This window comes from Phyllobacterium sp. 22552, assembly GCF_052044585.1.
Classification (GTDB): domain Bacteria; phylum Pseudomonadota; class Alphaproteobacteria; order Rhizobiales; family Rhizobiaceae; genus Phyllobacterium; species Phyllobacterium ifriqiyense.
In genome coordinates this window covers 192936-211453 of record NZ_JBQENG010000008.1, presented here as the reverse complement: position 1 = coordinate 211453, position 18518 = coordinate 192936, and the positions used below count along the sequence as shown (strand labels likewise).

General features: G+C 54.6%; 18 protein-coding genes. 3 read left to right on the top strand and 15 right to left on the bottom strand.

The genetic code is table 11. The features are described from left to right. Positions 1-29: 29 nt before the first annotated feature. Positions 30-1811: a lanthanide-dependent methanol dehydrogenase XoxF5 gene (xoxF5, locus tag ACTJI9_RS19020; RefSeq protein WP_162802572.1), complete on the bottom strand. Its 1782-nt coding sequence runs from the start codon at positions 1809-1811 to the stop codon at positions 30-32. A gap of 495 nt (positions 1812-2306) precedes the next feature. Between xoxF5 and ACTJI9_RS19015 the strand changes: the two genes are divergently transcribed. Next, positions 2307-2663 (top strand): hypothetical protein, encoded by a 357-nt coding sequence (locus ACTJI9_RS19015; RefSeq protein ID WP_115053912.1) that lies wholly within the window; start codon positions 2307-2309, stop codon positions 2661-2663. A gap of 10 nt (positions 2664-2673) precedes the next feature. Here the strand turns inward: ACTJI9_RS19015 and ACTJI9_RS19010 are convergent, their stop codons facing one another. From ACTJI9_RS19010 to ACTJI9_RS18990, 5 genes are all read right to left on the bottom strand, one after another. Further along, positions 2674-3525 carry a quinoprotein dehydrogenase-associated SoxYZ-like carrier gene (locus ACTJI9_RS19010; RefSeq protein WP_440810225.1) on the bottom strand — a complete coding sequence of 284 codons (852 nt, stop codon included), beginning with the start codon at positions 3523-3525 and terminating at the stop codon, positions 2674-2676. Between the two features lie 88 nt (positions 3526-3613). Beyond that, positions 3614-4573, bottom strand: a complete 960-nt coding sequence (locus ACTJI9_RS19005) for a quinoprotein relay system zinc metallohydrolase 2 (protein ID WP_440810222.1) — start codon at positions 4571-4573, stop codon at positions 3614-3616. A gap of 1 nt (position 4574) precedes the next feature. Then, on the bottom strand, positions 4575-5327 hold the full coding sequence (locus ACTJI9_RS19000) for an ABC transporter ATP-binding protein (RefSeq protein ID WP_354345708.1): 753 nt from the start codon (positions 5325-5327) through the stop codon (positions 4575-4577). Continuing rightward, positions 5287-6021 (bottom strand): ABC transporter permease, encoded by a 735-nt coding sequence (locus ACTJI9_RS18995; RefSeq protein WP_440810417.1) that lies wholly within the window; start codon positions 6019-6021, stop codon positions 5287-5289. Before ACTJI9_RS18995 ends, ACTJI9_RS19000 begins: the two co-directional genes overlap by 41 nt. Positions 6022-6095: 74 nt before the next feature. After that, a complete protein-coding gene (locus ACTJI9_RS18990; protein ID WP_440810219.1) occupies positions 6096-7076 on the bottom strand; it encodes an ABC transporter substrate-binding protein in 981 nt (326 codons plus the stop codon). Between the two features lie 579 nt (positions 7077-7655). On the opposite strand from ACTJI9_RS18990, the gene ACTJI9_RS18985 reads away from it, so the two are divergent. Beyond that, entirely contained in the window at positions 7656-8042 is a 387-nt protein-coding gene (locus ACTJI9_RS18985) for a c-type cytochrome (RefSeq protein WP_115053919.1), read from the top strand. 81 nt (positions 8043-8123) lie between these two features. On the opposite strand, the gene ACTJI9_RS18980 is transcribed toward ACTJI9_RS18985, so the two are convergent. Genes ACTJI9_RS18980 through ACTJI9_RS18940 form a run of 9 tightly spaced genes read right to left on the bottom strand, consistent with a single transcriptional unit; the run spans position 8124 to position 17278 of the window. Continuing rightward, entirely contained in the window at positions 8124-8678 is a 555-nt protein-coding gene (locus ACTJI9_RS18980; RefSeq protein WP_440810216.1) for a thioredoxin family protein, read from the bottom strand. 12 nt (positions 8679-8690) lie between these two features. Next, positions 8691-9380: a ribulose-phosphate 3-epimerase gene (rpe, locus tag ACTJI9_RS18975; protein WP_115053921.1), complete on the bottom strand. Its 690-nt coding sequence runs from the start codon at positions 9378-9380 to the stop codon at positions 8691-8693. Then, complete coding sequence (cbbX, locus tag ACTJI9_RS18970) at positions 9377-10300, bottom strand: CbbX protein (protein WP_440810416.1); 924 nt, start codon at positions 10298-10300, stop codon at positions 9377-9379. The genes rpe and cbbX overlap by 4 nt, the downstream gene beginning before the upstream one ends. Positions 10301-10307: 7 nt before the next feature. Next, positions 10308-10727, bottom strand: a complete 420-nt coding sequence (locus tag ACTJI9_RS18965) for a ribulose bisphosphate carboxylase small subunit (protein ID WP_115053922.1) — start codon at positions 10725-10727, stop codon at positions 10308-10310. A gap of 10 nt (positions 10728-10737) precedes the next feature. Beyond that, entirely contained in the window at positions 10738-12198 is a 1461-nt protein-coding gene (locus ACTJI9_RS18960) for a form I ribulose bisphosphate carboxylase large subunit (RefSeq protein WP_440810211.1), read from the bottom strand. 30 nt (positions 12199-12228) lie between these two features. After that, complete coding sequence (fba, locus tag ACTJI9_RS18955) at positions 12229-13308, bottom strand: class II fructose-bisphosphate aldolase (protein ID WP_336441632.1); 1080 nt, start codon at positions 13306-13308, stop codon at positions 12229-12231. Between the two features lie 14 nt (positions 13309-13322). After that, a complete protein-coding gene (gene tkt, locus ACTJI9_RS18950; protein ID WP_440810208.1) occupies positions 13323-15335 on the bottom strand; it encodes a transketolase in 2013 nt (670 codons plus the stop codon). Between the two features lie 11 nt (positions 15336-15346). Continuing rightward, positions 15347-16219, bottom strand: a complete 873-nt coding sequence (locus ACTJI9_RS18945) for a phosphoribulokinase (protein WP_115053926.1) — start codon at positions 16217-16219, stop codon at positions 15347-15349. 9 nt (positions 16220-16228) lie between these two features. Then, complete coding sequence (locus ACTJI9_RS18940; RefSeq protein WP_440810414.1) at positions 16229-17278, bottom strand: class 1 fructose-bisphosphatase; 1050 nt, start codon at positions 17276-17278, stop codon at positions 16229-16231. Positions 17279-17392: 114 nt separating this feature from the next. On the opposite strand from ACTJI9_RS18940, the gene ACTJI9_RS18935 reads away from it, so the two are divergent. Continuing rightward, positions 17393-18349 carry a LysR family transcriptional regulator gene (locus ACTJI9_RS18935; RefSeq protein WP_354345721.1) on the top strand — a complete coding sequence of 319 codons (957 nt, stop codon included), beginning with the start codon at positions 17393-17395 and terminating at the stop codon, positions 18347-18349. The last annotated feature ends 169 nt before the right edge of the window (positions 18350-18518 follow it).

Sequence of the window (18518 nt, the reverse complement as noted above, 5' to 3'; positions counted from 1 at the left end):
GTGGCTAACGGTATACAAGTCCGTCCTTGTCACTCAGGAACGGCAAAGACCGTCAATTGGCCACCAAGAGCCGTATAGTCCGAGAGGCCGGCATATCCACCGACAGCGCCCAGACCATCCGTGCCCTTGGTCAGACCGGCAGCAAGGCCGATACCTGCCCAACCGCCAACGCCTGACAGAACGGCAACATATTGTTTGCCCTTATGTTCGTAGGTGGTGACATTGCCGATAATGCCGGAGGGTGTTTTGAACTTGTAGAGTTCTTTGCCGTCCTTATCGACCGCCTTGAGGTAGCCTTCGAGCGTTCCGTAAAAGACCACGTCACCATCAGTTGCTAGTGCACCGGACCAAACCGAGAATTGTTCGGATTTAGACCAGACGATCTCGCCCTTTGCAGCATCCCAGGCAATAAAGTTACCCATGCCACCATGGCTGTTGGGAGCCGGGTACATGGAAAGCGTCGCACCAATATAAGGTTGACCGGCAGTGTAACTGACCTTGTAGGGCTCATAGTCCATGCAGACATGATTTGTCGGCACGTAGAAGAGTTTGGTCTTTGGCGAATACGATGCTGGCTGCTGATCCTTTGTGCCAAGAGCCGCAGGACAGATGCCGGTTGTATTGACATCTTCACCCTGGGCCTGTGTCGAATACTTGTCGACAACCTTCGGACGGCCATAGGTCTTGCTGTCCTTGTCCATGTCGACTTCAGTAGCCCAGTTGACCGCCGGATCGTATTTTTTAGCGACGAGAAGCTCGCCGTTGGCACGATCCATCGTGTAAGCAAAGCCATTTCTGTCAAAATGTACGAGGACGTCACGTGGCTTTCCGTCTACCTCGATGCCGTCAGCAAGGATCATTTCATTGACGCCATCATAATCCCACTCGTCATGTGGGGTCATCTGATAAAGCCATTTGGCCATGCCGGTGTCGGCATCACGAGCCATGATTGTCATTGACCACCGATTGTCGCCGGGCCGCTGACTTGGATTCCACGTCGACGGATTGCCGGTACCATAATAGATGAGATTCAGCTTGGGATCGTATGAATACCAACCCCAAGTTGTACCGCCACCGACTTTCCACTGATCGCCTTCCCAGGTGTTCGTACCAGAATCGGCACCCACAGGTTTGCCAAGTTGGGTTGTCTTTTCGGGATCGATCAGTGTTTCTTTATCCGATCCCATTGACCAAGCCCGCCAAGCCTGCTTGCCATCCTTGATGTTGTAGGCAGTGAGCGCTCCACGCACGCCGAATTCGCCGCCGGATATGCCAACAATCACTTTGTCCTTCACCACCATTGGTGCGGACGTTCCGGATTCGCCTTTGCTACCGTCCGCAGCTTCGCCATTCTTCACCGACCAGGCGACTTCACCTGTCTTGGCATCAAGTGCAACGAGCGTTGTATCGGCCTGATACAAGAATATCTTGCCATCGCCGTATGCGACGCCGCGATTGACCGTATCGCAGCACATGATCGGAATAACATTGGAATCCTGTTTGGGCTCATATTTCCAAAGGATCTTACCATCATTGTTTAAATCAAGTGCAAAGACCGTGTTCGGGTAAGGCGCATGCACATACATCACGTCGCCGATAATGAGCGGACCACCTTCATGGCCACGCAGCACGCCCGTTGAAAATGTCCAGGCAACCTGGAGGTTCTTGACATTATCCTTGGTAATCTGGTTGAGTTTTGAGTAACGAGTATTGGCATAGTCGCCAGTCTGGATAGCCCAGTTCTTGGAATCCGAGATCAAGCCTTGAAGATCATCATTGGCCAGAGCTCCACCCGCCAACGAGAACGTCATGGCTGTCGTAGCCAATGCAATTCCTATTAAATTTCTGTGTACACGCATTTAGTCCTCCCAAAGTTCACATTTATGAACTATCGGCGAAAACCGAGTAAACATACGGGTCCGCACCACTAGCTCAGGCAAATGGGGAAGTATTTCCGGCAGCGTGTCACGACAAAGCCAGGCGCGCAGAGGGCACCGTTACTGCCCACCTCGCTTGGCCTACGAAGACTGTCACCACTCCCTTGACGGCAACGTCCTTGAAGCCGGAAACAAGATGACGATAGGAGAAAGAATTTCATTAGGCAAGCATGATTATCGAATTTATATTTGCTGCATTGCAATATAATTCTTCCGCATTGCATAAGAAAACAAAAGATTTCTGATTTATTCTAAATATTTAACCCATGGCGAACTTTGATACTTTCATCTAAATTATATTTGCGTCCATATATTCTCTTTTATTAACAGCCCGGAAAATGTATATTTAGCATTGCCGAATGCTGGAGTATGAAAATGCCTGGAGTGAAAACCATCAAGCCGATTTTGTTAGCAAGCGCAGCAATCGCATTTCCAATGCTGGCACATGCTGCGTCAGATTATCCGACGCCGGCGGTTGCAGAGTATGTTTACGGTTGCATGAAAGCGAACGGAGAAAATCGTGACACCCTCCAGCGATGCTCCTGTTCAATCGATGTTATCGCCTCGGTTGTGACCTATGAGCGCTATGAAGCAGCAGAAACCTATAAGCAAATGGGGCTGGTTCCGGGTGAGAACGGTGTTCTTTTTCGCGAAAGCGCACCGGCAAAAGCTGCTATCAGCGAACTCAAGCGGGCTCAGGCAGAGGCAGACATCCGCTGTTTTTAAAGGTTACGGCTCAAAGGCTTGAGGATTCGAGCGGCCATTCATCCTGGAATTTTTTGCCTTCGGTATCCAGGGCTTCAACCTTGAGCTCCTCTCCGGTCCTCGCGTCGAACGCGAACCGAAAATTGGGATCTTCTGAGATCGATATACCACCTTGCATCGACAGGATCAGCTGATTGCCCTGGGAGACGGTGAGCCCCTGGATAAAATGCGCCGGGATATAATATCGTGTCAACTGATCCATCTGTAACCCGGAATTGTTCGGATGGCGGATCATCAGCTGCATCTCCGTGGCCCGGGTCAAGGGCTCCAAGCCAGGCGCCTTGGAGGGAAACACCCGCAGCTTCATTTTACCGAGCGATGCCATTGCTTCGTCCTGATTCTTCATCGCGGGTGCCGAGCACCCCCCGGAAGCCTTCACAAAGACTTCCGTCATGTGCAGCTTATCATCTTCCGTTTCAGCAATAGCCCGCACATAGGAATAGGCATTAACCCGCAGGCGCGTTGCCAGATGGGTGACGCCAGCGTTCTGCCCGAAGGTAAAGACCGCGGCGACAGGCGCCGGGTTCTCGTCGACGATCAAGGTCACGGTCTTGATGCGTCCCGTCTTGCTGTCTGTCTTGAAGTGCATATCGACAGGAACGACAGCTGCGTCTTCGGCGCGCTTGGGCGCTTCAATTCTGACGATCCCCTCGCCCTGTTCTATTGGCCGGCTACCGAAAACATCGCTCTTCAGGCTCTTCCACGTTGCCGCCTCTGGCGCGCTGGAATTCTGGCTTTCCGCTGTTGCCGGACTGACGGCCCAAAGCAATCCCGCCGCGATCACAGCAGCACAACCCTTGGTTCGCTTCATATTCCAAGTCATGTTCGCCTCCACCAAATTTCGTTGGCGGTGCCCGGCCAGTCGCTATCATACCACTTGGCACGATGGTCTGGCAAACACCAACAAGTAGCTACTCCCACTCAAGTTCGGCATAGGCAGCAGTTGCATTGCGCTCATTGTACTGGTTGAAAAGATGCCATTTGTCGCGTTCACTTTGGGCGGCGGTCCGGTTTGCATCCGTCATGGAGCGGCCATCGGCAAGCGCCATGCGAATGTCCCTGGCGAGCGCGTCGAAATAACGACTTTCATCGTCAAGTGCCTGTGGCCACGGTGCCGGAACAGTCCCGTGCCCGGGAACGGCCAATTCGGCATGAATCTCCCTTAAATCCTTCAGCTGCCTGATCCAGCCAAGCAGCGACCCGTCGATTGTGGGGATATGCTGCGTAAAGCACAGGTCGCCAGTGAACAGAATCCGTGTCTGTTGATCGAATACAGACAGATCATTGTCGGTATGTGCCGGTTTCCAAGCTCTCAACGTCACCTTGCGGTTGCCCAGGTCCAGCTCCTGCTCGCCGGCAACGGTTATCGCAGGCGGAATTATTCTGATGCTGGACATGAGTTCGGGACCGAGGATCGCACGATAACTTTGCAAATAATAATCGCCGCGATTGGCCAATGCCCGTCTCAGATTGTGGTGACCCACTATAACGGCTCCCGTGCCTTCAAAGGCCGAGTTTCCAAAAATGTGGTCGGGATGCATATGAGTGTTGATGAGATACCGAATCGGCTTGTCCGTTTTGGCTCGAATTGCCGCCACGAGCCTTCTGCCCTCTGCCGCACTGCCGCCACTGTCGATAGCGGCAACGCCCTCATTGCCGATGATGAAGCCAATGTTGCATATTTCGCCTTCATTGGCGGCACTCATCATCTCCGGCGCTCCGGTAAATGCGAAGATGCCTTTCGCTATTTCCTTGACGGGAAGCGCCTCGGTTCCGTCCGGCTCTGCGCTGGCAAACCGTGCATGGGGCATACAGCAGCCGGCAAGCAGCAATCCGGTGCCCAAAACGGTGCGTCGCGAAGGTCCGGCCATGTCAGGCTCCTCCATCCGGAAATCTGTCGAGGAATGATCTGAGAATATCCCGCTTTGCCTGTTCGGTTCTGCTCTGGCGGGGCAATTTGATGTCGAAGGTTCCGATAACATGTGCAGGACGATCCGACAGAACGATAATCCGATCGGACAACAAGATGGCTTCCCTGATATTGTGCGTGACCATGAGTGCTGTTGTCGGTCGCTCCGCCCATACGCCCATCAGCAGGTGACGAAGCTGCTGGGCCGTGGGTTCGTCTAGAGAAACAAAAGGCTCATCGAGCACCAGAATATCCGGTTCAATGGCCAGAGCCCGCGCAATTGCCGCTCTACGTGCCAGCCCGAGCGAAAGCTCCCCCGGGTAGAACGTTCTCATCCGGGACAAGCCCAATGTGCTGAAAAGTGCATCGAGATTCGTGTCCTTGAGGTGATCCGGCAGCGCGAGACGGACATTTTGCTCAACGGAGCGCCATGGAAGCAGGAGCGGCTCCTGAAATACCGCTCCGATGCGGGGATGCGCCAGCCCGGAGAGCTGCATTGTACCGCGATAATCGGTGTCGAGCCCCAGCAATATGCGCAGTGTCGTCGTCTTGCCGCATCCGGACGGCCCCACAATGCAAGCAAACTCGTTCTGCGCCACCTCAAAATGCAAATTCTGAAGCACGGTGATAGCTTCGCCATTCGATGACCGGAACGACTTCTCTTCTATGTCGACCTTAAGCTTCGTGGCGGCGCCAACGTGTGGATGTTTGTTCAAGAGGCTGCACCAATACAAGTTCAAAAAATAGCATCACCGCAACGAATGCCAAAGTGTAGGCAAGGATTGCAGCGACATCGAAGAGCTGGAAAAACAGATTGATCTGGAAGCCGACACCGTTGGCTCTGCCCAGCAGCTCCACGACAAGCACTATTTTCCAGATGAGGGAAATACCGGATCTGGAAGCCGCGGCTATAAAGGGCTGCAATTGCGGCAGCAGGATATGACGCAGCCGATCCATTCGGCCAAAGCGGTAAATTTTCGACATCTCGCCATAGCGCTCATCCAAAGCCCGTGCGCCCTCGCGCATTGTGACAACAACATTGGGAATCTTGTTAAGCGCAACTGCTCCGACAGCCGCTGCCTCGTTGAGGCCAAACCAGATATAGGCGAGCACAATGATCACCAGAGCGGGTATGTTCAGGAACAGTATAACCCAGGGATTGAAAAACCGGTCAGCACCTCTGTGCCTTCCGAGCGCAACGCCGATAGCAGAGCCAATCAGCATCGCCAGAAAGAACGAGGCTGCGACCCGCCAAAGCGTCATGCCCAGATGATAGCCCATGTCGCCGCTGGCTGTCTCACGCAGGAAAGCCTGCAAGACGAGAAGAGGCGCGGGAAAGGACCGGCTTGGCCAAAGCGAAGCTCCGATGTGCCATGCGACGAGCAAAACTGCAAAGGAAATGCATCCCATCGTGACCGACGACCAATATTGTCGTGAACCTCCGCCTTTCCCTATCTGGAAGTTGGAGATCAGGGCCGGGTCCGTCACTGCGTCCTCCAAAACGTTCCGGGAGCCAATGTCTTGCCAGGTCCGACCAGTCGCTCACCTCCAAGTTCGGCAAGAATTGCATAGAGTTTTGCGGCATCCTCCTCTTCTTCTTCGACGGAACGGCGGGGAATGCCTTCGCGATAGCGGTCTCGCAGCACCTGCAGCTCGCGCCCCTCCGCCTTGATGACTGGAGAGAGCCGCTGCCATTCTTCATCGGAAATGGCGAGCAGTTTCTTCGCATCACGGCTGGCTTTGAGAAAAGCTTCAATAAGCTCAGGGTGGTCACGGGCCCATTTCTCGCGGAATATAAATCCGATCGCCGAGACGGCACCGGTGGCGCCCAGATCTCTTGCAGCATCGCTCGTGCTGATCAGGCGATGAAAGCCCCGCGCTTCGAGCCTTGCACAAAAGTTCCAGAAATTTAAAATGGCATCCAGTTCGCCCTGTTCCGCCTTTTCCGCAAGCAGTGGTGGTGCGCCGAAAACAATCTCGTTTTGTGCAGGCAGATCAAGCGCTTGTTTTTTTGCAAGCGCTTGTATGAGCAGCCAGCTCTTATCAAGCGGACCGCCGGCAACACCAATCTTCTTGCCATTCAGATCGGCAAGTTTTTTTATAGGCGAGCCATCGCGTACCATCAAAGCTCCAACAGAGCTGGAATACGCTGCAAAGCTTATGTCCTCGCCGGATGCGCGTTGACGTGACACCCACAGCCAATCGGCAACGATGATATCGACATCACCGGCCATCATTGCCACATTGGTAGCATCTTCGTTGGCAAAAAAACGCACATCAAGATCAATATTGTATTTGTTGTCGATCCCATGATGCCTGATGGTGTCCAGCTCCCAGTTCACAGTCCCGAACCGCAATACGCCCACGCGAACCTTCTCAACGGCTTCAGCTATTTGACTGAAGAACAGGCCAAGCAGCAACGCCAGCAGGAAGGTGGCACGGCCAAGTCGTCGATATGATCTCACAATGTCCTCCCAGACCGATTCCCGCCGTCTACAATCCTATAACGTCGTCTCGCCGGTGGGATATACGCATTTCCATCGGACAACACGAAGCTTGGGATGCTCCTCACTCCATTTAGCAATTTCGGTAGGTGCCAAAAAAAGGCAATTGGTGATTCCGCCCCTGTCTTCAAAATGCAGTCGCTCTTCCCGGCAGCTTGACGGGTCCGACACGAGGCAAATGGTTAAAACGAGGTCGATAACGTCCATTCAGCACCCTCAATCCTACCCTTGCCCGCAAACGTCCCAATAAGGGGCAATGCAAAGCAAGATGACAGCCGGAATTCTCAAGGTGCCCGATGAGAAATATCTAGGCCAAGTTACGGTTCCTGCAAGCCGGCGTCAATCATGCAGCCACATAAAACCTGGAATGTGAGATTGCGGCGTTATTACCTGCCCGAGGCGATTGACTTATGCCAAGCCACAGGTAACGTTTTGGAATGGCTGGGGGCAATTGGACCAGCTGAAAATGGTGGTGACAGTGCATGGAAACTGGCACCAGTACTCGTCTAAGGGCACCCTTGGCGAATATGAGGAAATGCCATGCGATATCTTGTTATGCTGACAGCTATGTCAGCTACTATTGTTTATGCTGGAGGAGCCACGGCTCAGGAGGGGGATGCAACGGCCGGAGCAACGGTTTTCAAAAAATGTACGGCCTGTCACGTGGCCGACAGCGACAAGAACAAGGTCGGACCTTCGCTGAACGGCCTGTTTGGAAGGACAGCAGGCACACATCCAGGCTTTAATTATTCGCCAGCGATGAAGGCTGCAGGCGCTGCAGGTCTGGTATGGGACAGTGCCAGCTTACGCGAATATCTGCATGATCCCAAGGCGAAGGTCAAAGGCACCAAAATGGCCTTTGCGGGTCTCAAGGATGAAACCGACATTACAAATCTTGAGGCATATCTCAAACAATATTCCAAATAAGCCCGCCGGTCCTCGATACCGGCGGCATTTCCACCACCCGAGCCTTACATGCTCCAATGGACGTAAAGGCTCGGGTGTATTTTATTTATCACGCCATTTGATGGAGCAGCCAACCGAGGCGAATTGTTCGCGCGGCCCGGACCCCGTTTCGGCAATTTCCACCATTGCCTCAAACAGGTCACGGCGCAGATTGGCACTGGCTTCCTGTTTACGCGATCCATCCAGGCGCCCGCGATATTGCAGTTTTCCTGCCGCGTTGAATCCAAAAAAATCGGGCGTGCAGACTGCATTGTAGAGACGCGCAATACTTTGATCCGCATCATGCAAATAAGGAAAAGGCAGGCCATTCTTTCGACTGAATGTGCACATTCCTTCATAGGAATCGGATGGGCAGGCGATGGGGTCATTGGCGTTGATGGCAACGAACCCGATGCCAAGCTGTTTCAGATCGCGTGCATCGCGGACAATGCGCTGAATGACCGCCTTCACATAAGGACAATGATTGCAGATGAATGCAACGACCAGGCCTGTGTTTTTCGCCTGTGACAGGATCGAATACCGCCTTCCGTCCACACCAAGGAGTGTTGCTTCCACGGCCTGCCAGCCAAAATCGCATAGAGGTGCTATTGCAGCCATACTTTTCTCCGTTCAGGCAGCCCGGTGTTGAATGGCCTGTTTGGCAGCCTCGCGAATGGCGGAAATGTTACTCGCATAGACAAGCTTTCCGCCGGCCGTGAAGATTGCCGAACCTGCTACAAGGACATTTGCGCCCGCAGCAGTGACAAGGGGCGCTGTCAGCGGCGTAACACCGCCGTCGATTTCAATCCGGATCGGCCGTTTGCCGATGAGCGCCTTCAAACGTTTGATCTTTTCAACGACCGCCGGAATAAACGCCTGTCCGCCAAAACCGGGATTGACCGTCATCAGCAGCACCAGGTCCAGCCGGTCCAGCACATACTCGATAGCGCTCTCGGGCGTAGAGGGATTGAGAGACACACCAGCCTTTTTCCCAAGGCCGCGAATGGCCTGCAGGGAACGGTCAAGGTGCGGCCCAGCTTCGGCATGGACAGTTATAAAATCGCAACCGGCATCGGCAAAGGCAGCCAGATAGTTGTCGGCCGGCGCAATCATGAGGTGACAGTCAAATATGGCCTTGGTCCTGTTGCGGATGGATTTTATGACCTGCGGACCGAAGGTGATGTTCGGCACGAAATGCCCGTCCATGACATCAAGATGCACCCAGTCCGCGCCGGCAGCCATCACGTCTTCCACCTCTTCGCCAAGACGGGAAAAATCCGCTGACAGGACAGATGGTGCAATTAATACCTCGTGGCTCATGGCACTTTTTCCTTCCCGGTTGATCGAGCAAAAACACGGCTGCCTCTGATATCTTCTGCCGTAATTGTGGACAGGGCCGTTGAATCCGTTGGACCGTTCGATGCCTCGAACAACCGATTGGCATGTCTCAGGCGCGCCCTGTCTAGTGCATTGCGGATCGAGCGGGCATTGGCAAAATGTGGTTGCCGTCGGCGGTGTTCGATATAATCGGCCATGATCGTGCGGGCTGGCTCGTCAAAATTATAGTTCTGCCTGGCCAGCATGGTTTCAGCAATCCTGAGCAGCTCATCGGAACTGTAGTCGGGAAAGTCGATGTGATGGGCTATGCGCGAGCGGAACCCCGGATTGCTCTCAAAAAACTTATCCATGCGGTCGCCATAGCCCGCGAGAATAACGACGAGATCGTCACGCTGGTTTTCCATGACTTGCAGCAGAATCTCGATGGCCTCCTGCCCGTAATCCCGCTCGTTTTCCTGCCTGTGCAGATAATAGGCTTCGTCTATGAACAGGACACCGCCCATGGCTTTCTTGAGTATCTCCTTGGTTTTAGGTGCGGTATGACCGATATACTGGCCAACCAAATCATCACGGGTGACCGACACGAGATGCCCTTTGCGAATATACCCCAGACGGTGCAGAAGGTTTGCCATACGCAGCGCCACAGTCGTCTTGCCAGTGCCCGGATTGCCACTGAAACTCATGTGCAGCGTCGGCGTCTCGTGCGCAAGTCCGAGGCTGCGGCGCGCGCGTTCCACCAACAGCAAGGCCGCAGTTTCCCGTATGCGCTGCTTCACCGGTTTCAAGCCGATCAAGTCGCGATCAAGTTCGTCAAGCACTTCCTTGACCCCGGACTCAACATATTGCGCGCGCAGGTCGACCGCTCCAGAGGCCCCGCTCGCGGTGTCGGCGGACAGCGTCATGGTTGCATCAGCCATAGCGCTGCCCAGCCGGTCTGTCGGTTGCATAAGCGCTGGTCGTGTAGCGGACCACGCGGCCTTCTCCTTCCTGACGGGCCAAGTGAAAGCCAGGTTCTTCGGCAGGTCGGTTGACAAGGAATGAAAGCTTCACCGATTCCCATCCATGGGAATTATCGAATGCCACCAACCGAATATACCTGTCGCCATAGACCTTGCGGCATTCCCGCAATTCCATCATCAATGCTGCAGCGTCCGGATTGTCGAACATCGGATGCGCCCACATGTCCCAATAGGTATTGCGGGGGTGCGGATCGTCCGTAAATTCGAGACTGACCGCCCAGCCATTGTCGATGCAATACTGTACCTGCCTGGTAATCTGATCGTCCGTGAGATCGGGCAGGAATGAAAATGCTCCTTGAGTGATCCGCATCTGTGTTCTCCTATTCGGCTGCTGTTGCGGTTGGAACGAAGTCCGGGGAATCGGTCGAGGTGTAATTGAAGGACACGTCCTTCCAGACCTCGAGCGCCTGCTGCAGCGGCTGGCAGTTGCGCGCCGCCATCCGCAAAATATCAGGACCTTCGCGCAGGATATCGCGTCCTTCATTGCGGGCGAGCACCATGCATTCGAGCGCGACCCGATTGGCAGTTGCCCCGGCAGCGATGCCGAGCGGATGACCGATGGTGCCTCCGCCGAACTGCAGAACGACATCCTCGCCCAGAAGATCGAGGAGTTGGTGCATCTGGCCCGCATGTATCCCGCCCGAAGCCACGGGCATCATCTTGTTAAGTGAAGCCCAGTGCTGGTCGAAGAAGACACCGTTCTCCAATTGCATAGGATTGAAGTCCTCGCGGCAGATATCGTAGTATCCGCGTGTGGTTGCCGGGTCGCCCTCAAGCTTGCCGACGACTGTTCCGGCATGGATGTGATCGACACCCGCTAGCCGCATCCACTTGGCAATCACGCGGAAGGAAACGCCGTGCGACTTTTGCCTTGTATAGGTCGAATGGCCAGCGCGGTGCAGATGCAGGATCATATCATTGCGCCGTGCCCATTTCGCCATGGACTGGATGGCCGTGTAGCCGATCACGAGATCAATCATGACGATATTCGAACCCAGCTCCCTGGCAAAATCGGCTCGTTCATACATATCCTCCATGGTTGCAGCGGTGACATTGAGGTAGCTGCCCTTGATCTCGCCCGTTGTAGCCTGAGCCTTGTTGACCGCTTCCATGCAATAGAGGAAGCGCTCGCGCCAGTGCATGAATGGTTGCGAATTGATGTTCTCGTCGTCCTTGGTGAAATCCAGCCCGCCTTTAAGCGCCTCGTAGACCACACGGCCATAATTGCGGCCGGAAAGACCAAGCTTTGGCTTGACCGTTGCGCCAAGCAATGGACGTCCGAACTTGTCGAGACGCTCGCGCTCGACGACGATTCCCGTTGGCGGTCCCTGGAATGTTTTGACATAGGCGACCGGCAGCCGCATGTCTTCGAGGCGCAGCGCCTTGAGTGGCTTAAACCCGAAAACATTGCCAATGATGGATGCTGTCAGGTTCGAAATCGACCCCGGTTCGAACAGGTCCAAATCATAGGCAATATACGCGAAATACTGACCTTCTCCATTGGGGACAGGATCGACGCGATAAGCCTTGGCGCGGTATTTTTCCGTTGCCGTCAGCCGGTCCGTCCAAACCACTGTCCAGGTGGCGGTGGAAGATTCCCCAGCAACAGCGGCCGCAGCTTCTATCGGATCGACCCCGTCCTGTGGGGTAATGCGAAAGAGTGCGATTATGTCCGTATCCTTCGGCTCATAATCGGGCTCCCAGTAGCCCATCTTCTTGTATTCCATAACGCCCGACCTGTAGCGCTCTTTCCCGGTGACCGTTTCCGAATTGCTCGACATGATGTGGTCCTTTCCTTGTATATTTTTGCTTTATGCAGCTCTGGCGGAAGCGATTTGGGGATCGAGCAGGCCCGCTGCATAACGTCTGGCCATTTCGTCAAGCTCAGTCACCTTGATTTTCGATGCGTGCCCCGCCGTTCCGAACCGTTCGAAACGGTCGCGGCAAAGATCGCGCATGGCATCCATGGCGGGTTTGAGAAATTTGCGCGGATCGAACTCGGATGGGCTTTCCGTGGCGATCCTGCGGAACTGCCCGCTCATTGCCATTCGGCAGTCCGTGTCTATATTGACCTTACGCACGCCGTGCTTGATGCCCCGTTCGATCTCCTCGACCGGTACTCCATAGGTTTGCGGCATTTCTCCCCCGAAGCGGTTGATGACGTCCTGCAGGGATTGAGGCACGGAGGACGAGCCGTGCATGACAAGATGCGTGTTGGGGAGTTTCCGGTGAATCTGCTCGATAACATCCATTGCCAGGATGTCGCCATCCGGAGCCCGTGTAAACTTGTAGGCGCCGTGCGACGTGCCACAGGCGATGGCCAGCGCATCAACCTTGGTGCGCAGTACGAAATCGACGGCCTGATCCGGATCGGTCAGAAGCTGGCTGTGGCTGAGCACACCGGTTGCACCATGCCCATCCTCGGCTTCGGCTTCACCGCTCTCCAGCGAACCGAGCACGCCAAGCTCACCCTCGACGGAAACCCCCAGCCAGTGAGCGATTGCGGTGACGCGTCGGGTGATACTCACATTGTACTCATAGGAGGCAGGCGTTGCAGCATCTGCTTCAAGCGACCCGTCCATCATTACGGAAGTGAAACCATGGCGGATTGCCGTCATGCATGTGGCTTCATCATTGCCGTGATCCTGATGCAGGCAGATGGGAATGTCGGGGTACAGCTCCACAAGCGCGTCGATCATCCGGGCCAGCATCACGTCCTTCGCATAGGACCGTGCGCCGCGAGATGCTTGAAGGATGACAGGCGCCTTGCAGGCCGCAGCGGCTTCCATGACGGCAAGCCCCTGCTCCATATTGTTTATGTTGAACGCAGGGACGCCGTAGCCATGTTCGGCAGCATGATCAAGCAATTGTCGCAAGGTAATTCGGGCCATAGTCGATACTCCTCCTAGCTTATGAGCTTGCGTGTGGTGGCAATGATGCTCTCCGGTGTGATGCCGAAATGCCTGTAGAGATCGGAGGCAGGGGCGCTGGCACCAAAGCCCTGCATACCGATGAATGCACCCTTTTCACCGATCCACCGGTCCCAGCCCAATCTGGCTGCCGCTTCGATGGCGATGCGCGGAGCTGCGGCAAGGACAGACCGGCGATAGGCCGGGGTCTGCATCTCAAATAATTCCCATGAAGGCATTGAAACGACTGCGGCAGGGATTTGGTACTGGCCCCACAGCATGTCGGCGGCGGTGCAGGCAATCTCTACTTCCGAGCCGCTTGCAAGAAGCGTGATGGCGCGCGGCTCCGCCGGCTCCCGCAGGACATAGGCACCGCGGCTTGAACGGATTTCCGTGCTGTCGGCCTGGCGGAGCATCGACAGGTTCTGGCGAGAGAGGACGATAACACTGGGACGGTCCTTGTGTCGAAGTGCAAGTTCCCAGCACTCGGCCGTTTCGATAATGTCGGCCGGGCGGAAGACATTCAGGCCCGGCGTGGCCCTCAGCATTGCCAGATGTTCGATCGGCTGATGGGTCGGACCATCCTCGCCAAGACCTATCGAGTCGTGCGTCATGACATAAATGACCTGCTGACCCATCAATGCCGAGAGGCGCATGGCGCCGCGCGCATAGTCTGAAAATGCGAGGAACGTACCGCCATAGGGAACAAACCCGCCATGCAGTGCCAGGCCATTCATGGCGGCTGCCATTCCATGTTCGCGAATGCCGTAATGAATATAGCGTCCGGAAAAATCATTCGCCGAAATGTGCTTCATGCCAGGTGTAATCGTCAGATTCGAATGGGTTAGGTCGGCAGAACCGCCTATGGTCAGATCGGTGGCATTGTTGATGATGCCCAGAACCATTTCAGACGCTTTGCGGGTGGCAACTTTGGTGGCTTTTTCCAGATGCAGGCGACGAAAAGCCCGCAAATCCTTGAAAACCGTTTCAGGTATTTCTTTCTTCACCGCTTGCCTAAGCTCATCGCCAAAGGGCGACGCCGCTGTTTTCACACACCACTGACGGCGTTGGTCTGCGCCCCTGCGTGCGACTTCGCGCCATGCTTCCAGTATATCTTCAGGGACATGAAAAGGCGCATGCGCCCAGCCCATGGCCTGGCGTGCTGCTGCGATTTCCGCCTCTCCTAAAGGAGCACCATGGGTTTTTTCGGTTCCCTGCAGATTCGGCGCCCCTTTGCCGATCAATGTGCGGCAGGAAATCAGCGATGGCTGCTTGGAAAGCTTCGCCTGAGCAATCGCCTGCGCGATCGCTTCATGATCGTGGCCGTCTATGTCTTGTACGTAAAATCCTGCGGCCCTGAACCGCGCAAGTTGATCCAAAGATGTCGATAATGATGTCGGCCCGTCGATTGAAATGGAGTTGTTGTCCCAAAACACGATCAGCTTTGACAATTTCAGGTGACCGGCGAGATCTATTGCCTCGTGACTGATGCCTTCCTGCAGGCACCCGTCTCCGGCAATTACATAGGTATGGTGATCAACGATATCCTCACCGAAACGTACCGCGAGCATACGCTCGGCCAGCGCCATCCCCACGGCAGTAGCAATACCCTGACCCAGCGGGCCTGTTGTTAGCTCGATACCTTGCGCATGGCCATACTCCGGGTGTCCTGCCGTCTTTGCGCCAAGTTGGCGAAATCGCTGCAATTCCTCTATGGGCATATCCGGATATCCGATGAGATAATGCAAGGCGTATTGCAGCATCGAGCCATGCCCAGCTGACAGGACAAACCGATCACGATCCGGCCATAGCGGATGCAGGGGGTCGAGTTTGATGAAGCGGTTGAACAGAACCGTGGCCACATCGGCCATGCCCATCGGCATGCCAGGATGGCCAGAATTGGCTTTTTGCACACTGTCCATGACCAAAGCGCGGATTGCGTTGGTCATATCCCGTTCACGGACATTGGCAGCTTCACGATTTTCTTGCCTCAAAGTATAGGTACTCATCGGTGTCTCCCTCACGATGCCCGGTTTTTACGTTCGATCAATTGCATGATCAGCGGTGTCAGGATGAGTTGCATGGCCAGATCAAGTTTGTTGCCGGGGACGACAATTGAATTGGCCCTCGACATGAAAGAATTATTGATCATCGAAAGCAGATAGGGGAAATCGATACCCCGCGGTTTGGCAAAGCGGATAACGAGCATCGATTCATCGGGCGTGGGTATCCACCGCGCAATGAACGGGTTCGATGTATCGACAATTGGAACCCGCTGGAAATTGATGTCAGTCAGGGTAAACTGTGGAGTAATGTACCGGACATAATCGGGCATGCGCCGCAGGATGACATCCATGACCGCTTCCGTGGAATAACCGCGAGTGGCGCGGTCCCGATGGATCTTCTGGATCCATTCAAGATTGATGACGGGAACAACTCCAATCTTCAGATCCGCATGCCGGGCCAAATTGATGCCTTCGGTTACCGCGCAACCGTGCAGCCCTTCATAGAAAAGCAGATCGCTGGGATCGAAGCCGCGCCATTCGGTAAAGGTTCCTGCCGGTGTGCCATAGAGCTCTGCTTCCGCATCGTCATGGATGTAGGTGCGGGTTTTGCCGGTTCCCTTGCGACCATATTCTTCGAATGTCTCATCGAGTTTTTGCAGTTCATTGGCATCGGCATTGAAATGCGTGAAGTTTGGATTGCCCTTCTTTTCCTCTTCCGCGACCTTGGCCTTCATCGCGTTGCGGTCGTACTTGTGGAAGGCATCGCCTTCGATGAAAGCGGCCTCAATGTTCTCACGGCGGAATATCTGCTCAAAAATCCGCTTGACGGAGGTGGTTCCGGCACCTGACGATCCGGTAATTGAGATGATGGGATGCTTTGCAGACATGTTTCCTCCTCAGACCCGGAAAAGGCCGCGCTTGCTGAACAGCGGCGCGCGTTCGCCGATATTGCTGGGTTCCGAATGATATCGACTGATGCGGGCCACTTCTCTGGATGAGCCGAAGACAAAGGGGACGCGTTGATGCATGGATTTGGGGATCAGATCGAGAATGCGTGTCGCCGTATCGGTTGCTGATCCACCGGCTTGTTCAACCAGAAAGGCGATGGGATTGGCCTCATAAATCAGCCTGATGCGGCCTTCCCCGTAGCCTTTGCGATTGTCGCCGGGATAAAGGAAGACGCCGCTGCGCATGAGAATGCGATAGGTTTCAGCGACCAGCGATGCAATCCAGCGCATGTTGAAATCTCTTTCGCGCGGACCCTCCGTTCCCTTGAGACAATCGTCAATATAGAGCCGCACAGCTTCATTCCAATAACGATAGTTGGCGGCATTGATCGCAAATTCATGCGACCTGTCGGCAATGACAACACTGTCGTAAGCCTGGACAAAAGTACCCAGGCGCGAGGAGAATACGAAGATGTGTGTCCCGCTTCCCAGTGTCAGAACCAGTGCGAGTTGCGGCCCGTAAATGAAGAAACCGGCAGCGAGCTGACGTTCGCCTTTCTGGAAGAACGAAGCGCCAGGCTCGCTGTCGGGCTGGCCAACCACCGGGAGGATGGAAAAGATAGTCCCTATCGAGATATTGGTATCGATATTGGAAGATCCGTCGAGCGGATCAATGGCAAGTGCCAGAGGCGCGTCGGGATCGAGCAGTGCGGGATGGGCTAGCTCTTCCGAGCCATAAAGGGCAATCGGCGCCTGCCGCATGGACTCCAAAAACATGTCATCGGCCAGAATATCGAGCGCCCTTTGAGCATCGCCATCGGCATTCTTGCTGCCACTATTGTGTGAAAACGCCTTGCCAAGCACACCTTGGTTGATCGTATTTCTTATTTGCACAGCAGTTATCGCCAAACGGCGAACCACTTTGGAAACCGCAGTGTTAACGGTGTCGTCTCCGCCGGCAAAGGTCGCGAGAAAGGCCTCCAGTGTCGCTGTCATGATATTCCTCCCCGGCCTGATCATCGTGTTGTCAGGCTTGGGCTATCGAAACAGGGAACCATCGCTAAGTAAAATTTATTATATTTACTATCTCAGTAAAATAAATTAAGTATAGGGATGCGCAACCTGACTTTGAAGCAACTGCGGGCCATCCAGGCAATCAGGCGACACGGCACAATAGCCGGTGCAGCGAACGCACTTGGCCTGACGCCCCCTGCGGTGACGATTCAGCTCAAGCTTGTTGAGGAAGAATCGGCACTTATTTTGTTTGACCGGACCAATGACGGGCTTCGCCCGACGCTGGCCGGACTAGTCTTTCTTGACGCAGCGCAGATGCTCGAAGAGCGTCTACGACTGCTTGAGGACGAAATCGATGCAATCAAGGGCCTGCGCGTTGGCAGCCTGATACTGGGTGTGGTTTCAACAGCGAAATATTTCGCCCCACAGTTGATGGCGATTTTTCGCAAACAGCATCCGGATATCGCTATAAAACTGGCCATCGGCAATCGCGCCGAGACGATTGCTGCCCTTAAAAGCCATGCGGTGGACATGGCCCTGATGGGGCGCCCGCCCAAGGATATTCCGCTTCGCTCAACCGTGTTCGGAGATCATCCGCTCGTTATGATCGCCGCACCGGATCATCCGCTTGCCAAATCCCGCGATATCACCAAGGAGCGTATCGCCCAGGAGCACTTTCTCGTGCGTGAACCGGGATCCGGAACACGGATATCTTTGGAAATTTTCTTAAGTGAACTGCCCGGTCGACTGGACGATCTTGGCACTGAGATGTCATCCAATGAAACAATCAAGCAGGCCGTAATGGCGGGATTGGGTATTGGCTTCATCTCGGCGCACACGATTGCACTCGAACTGGAATTCGGCAAGCTGGCAATCCTTGACGTCATTGGAATGCCCATACGCCGCCAATGGTTTTCAGTTGTAAGAACGGACCGTACATTGTCGCCCGCCATGAAAGCTTTTCAAGACTTTCTGACCCGCAAAGGCGCTCAATTTCTCCCATCGATCGACCGGCTTTATCCTGCTTCGAGTGCTCTTGGACCATCCTTAGAATGACCTTGCAATCCTAGCTGCCGTAACGGATGGTGGAACGGGTTCAGCAAGGTGTCTGCGTCCTGCGATAGTGCCCCGGCTTATCCGGGTATCAAAGTTTTGCAAGACTCGTTTGGTCTAAAAATAGCGACCCTGGCAAGGTACGTGCAGGGAACCAGGTCTCATTCGGAAG

Bases quoted from the DNA above. Each gene is read 5' to 3' on its own strand.
- xoxF5 (WP_162802572.1), bottom strand. From the start codon at position 1,811: ATGACGTTCTCGTTGGCGGGTGGAGCTCTGGCCAATGATGATCTTCAA.
- ACTJI9_RS19015 (WP_115053912.1), top strand. From the start codon at position 2,307: ATGAAAATGCCTGGAGTGAAAACCATCAAGCCGATTTTGTTAGCAAGC.
- ACTJI9_RS19010 (WP_440810225.1), bottom strand. From the start codon at position 3,525: ATGACTTGGAATATGAAGCGAACCAAGGGTTGTGCTGCTGTGATCGCG.
- ACTJI9_RS19005 (WP_440810222.1), bottom strand. From the start codon at position 4,573: ATGGCCGGACCTTCGCGACGCACCGTTTTGGGCACCGGATTGCTGCTT.
- ACTJI9_RS18995 (WP_440810417.1), bottom strand. From the start codon at position 6,021: ATGGGATGCATTTCCTTTGCAGTTTTGCTCGTCGCATGGCACATCGGA.
- ACTJI9_RS18985 (WP_115053919.1), top strand. From the start codon at position 7,656: ATGCGATATCTTGTTATGCTGACAGCTATGTCAGCTACTATTGTTTAT.
- ACTJI9_RS18980 (WP_440810216.1), bottom strand. From the start codon at position 8,678: ATGGCTGCAATAGCACCTCTATGCGATTTTGGCTGGCAGGCCGTGGAA.
- rpe (WP_115053921.1), bottom strand. From the start codon at position 9,380: ATGAGCCACGAGGTATTAATTGCACCATCTGTCCTGTCAGCGGATTTT.
- cbbX (WP_440810416.1), bottom strand. From the start codon at position 10,300: ATGACGCTGTCCGCCGACACCGCGAGCGGGGCCTCTGGAGCGGTCGAC.
- ACTJI9_RS18965 (WP_115053922.1), bottom strand. From the start codon at position 10,727: ATGCGGATCACTCAAGGAGCATTTTCATTCCTGCCCGATCTCACGGAC.
- ACTJI9_RS18960 (WP_440810211.1), bottom strand. From the start codon at position 12,198: ATGTCGAGCAATTCGGAAACGGTCACCGGGAAAGAGCGCTACAGGTCG.
- fba (WP_336441632.1), bottom strand. From the start codon at position 13,308: ATGGCCCGAATTACCTTGCGACAATTGCTTGATCATGCTGCCGAACAT.
- tkt (WP_440810208.1), bottom strand. From the start codon at position 15,335: ATGAGTACCTATACTTTGAGGCAAGAAAATCGTGAAGCTGCCAATGTC.
- ACTJI9_RS18945 (WP_115053926.1), bottom strand. From the start codon at position 16,219: ATGTCTGCAAAGCATCCCATCATCTCAATTACCGGATCGTCAGGTGCC.
- ACTJI9_RS18935 (WP_354345721.1), top strand. From the start codon at position 17,393: ATGCGCAACCTGACTTTGAAGCAACTGCGGGCCATCCAGGCAATCAGG.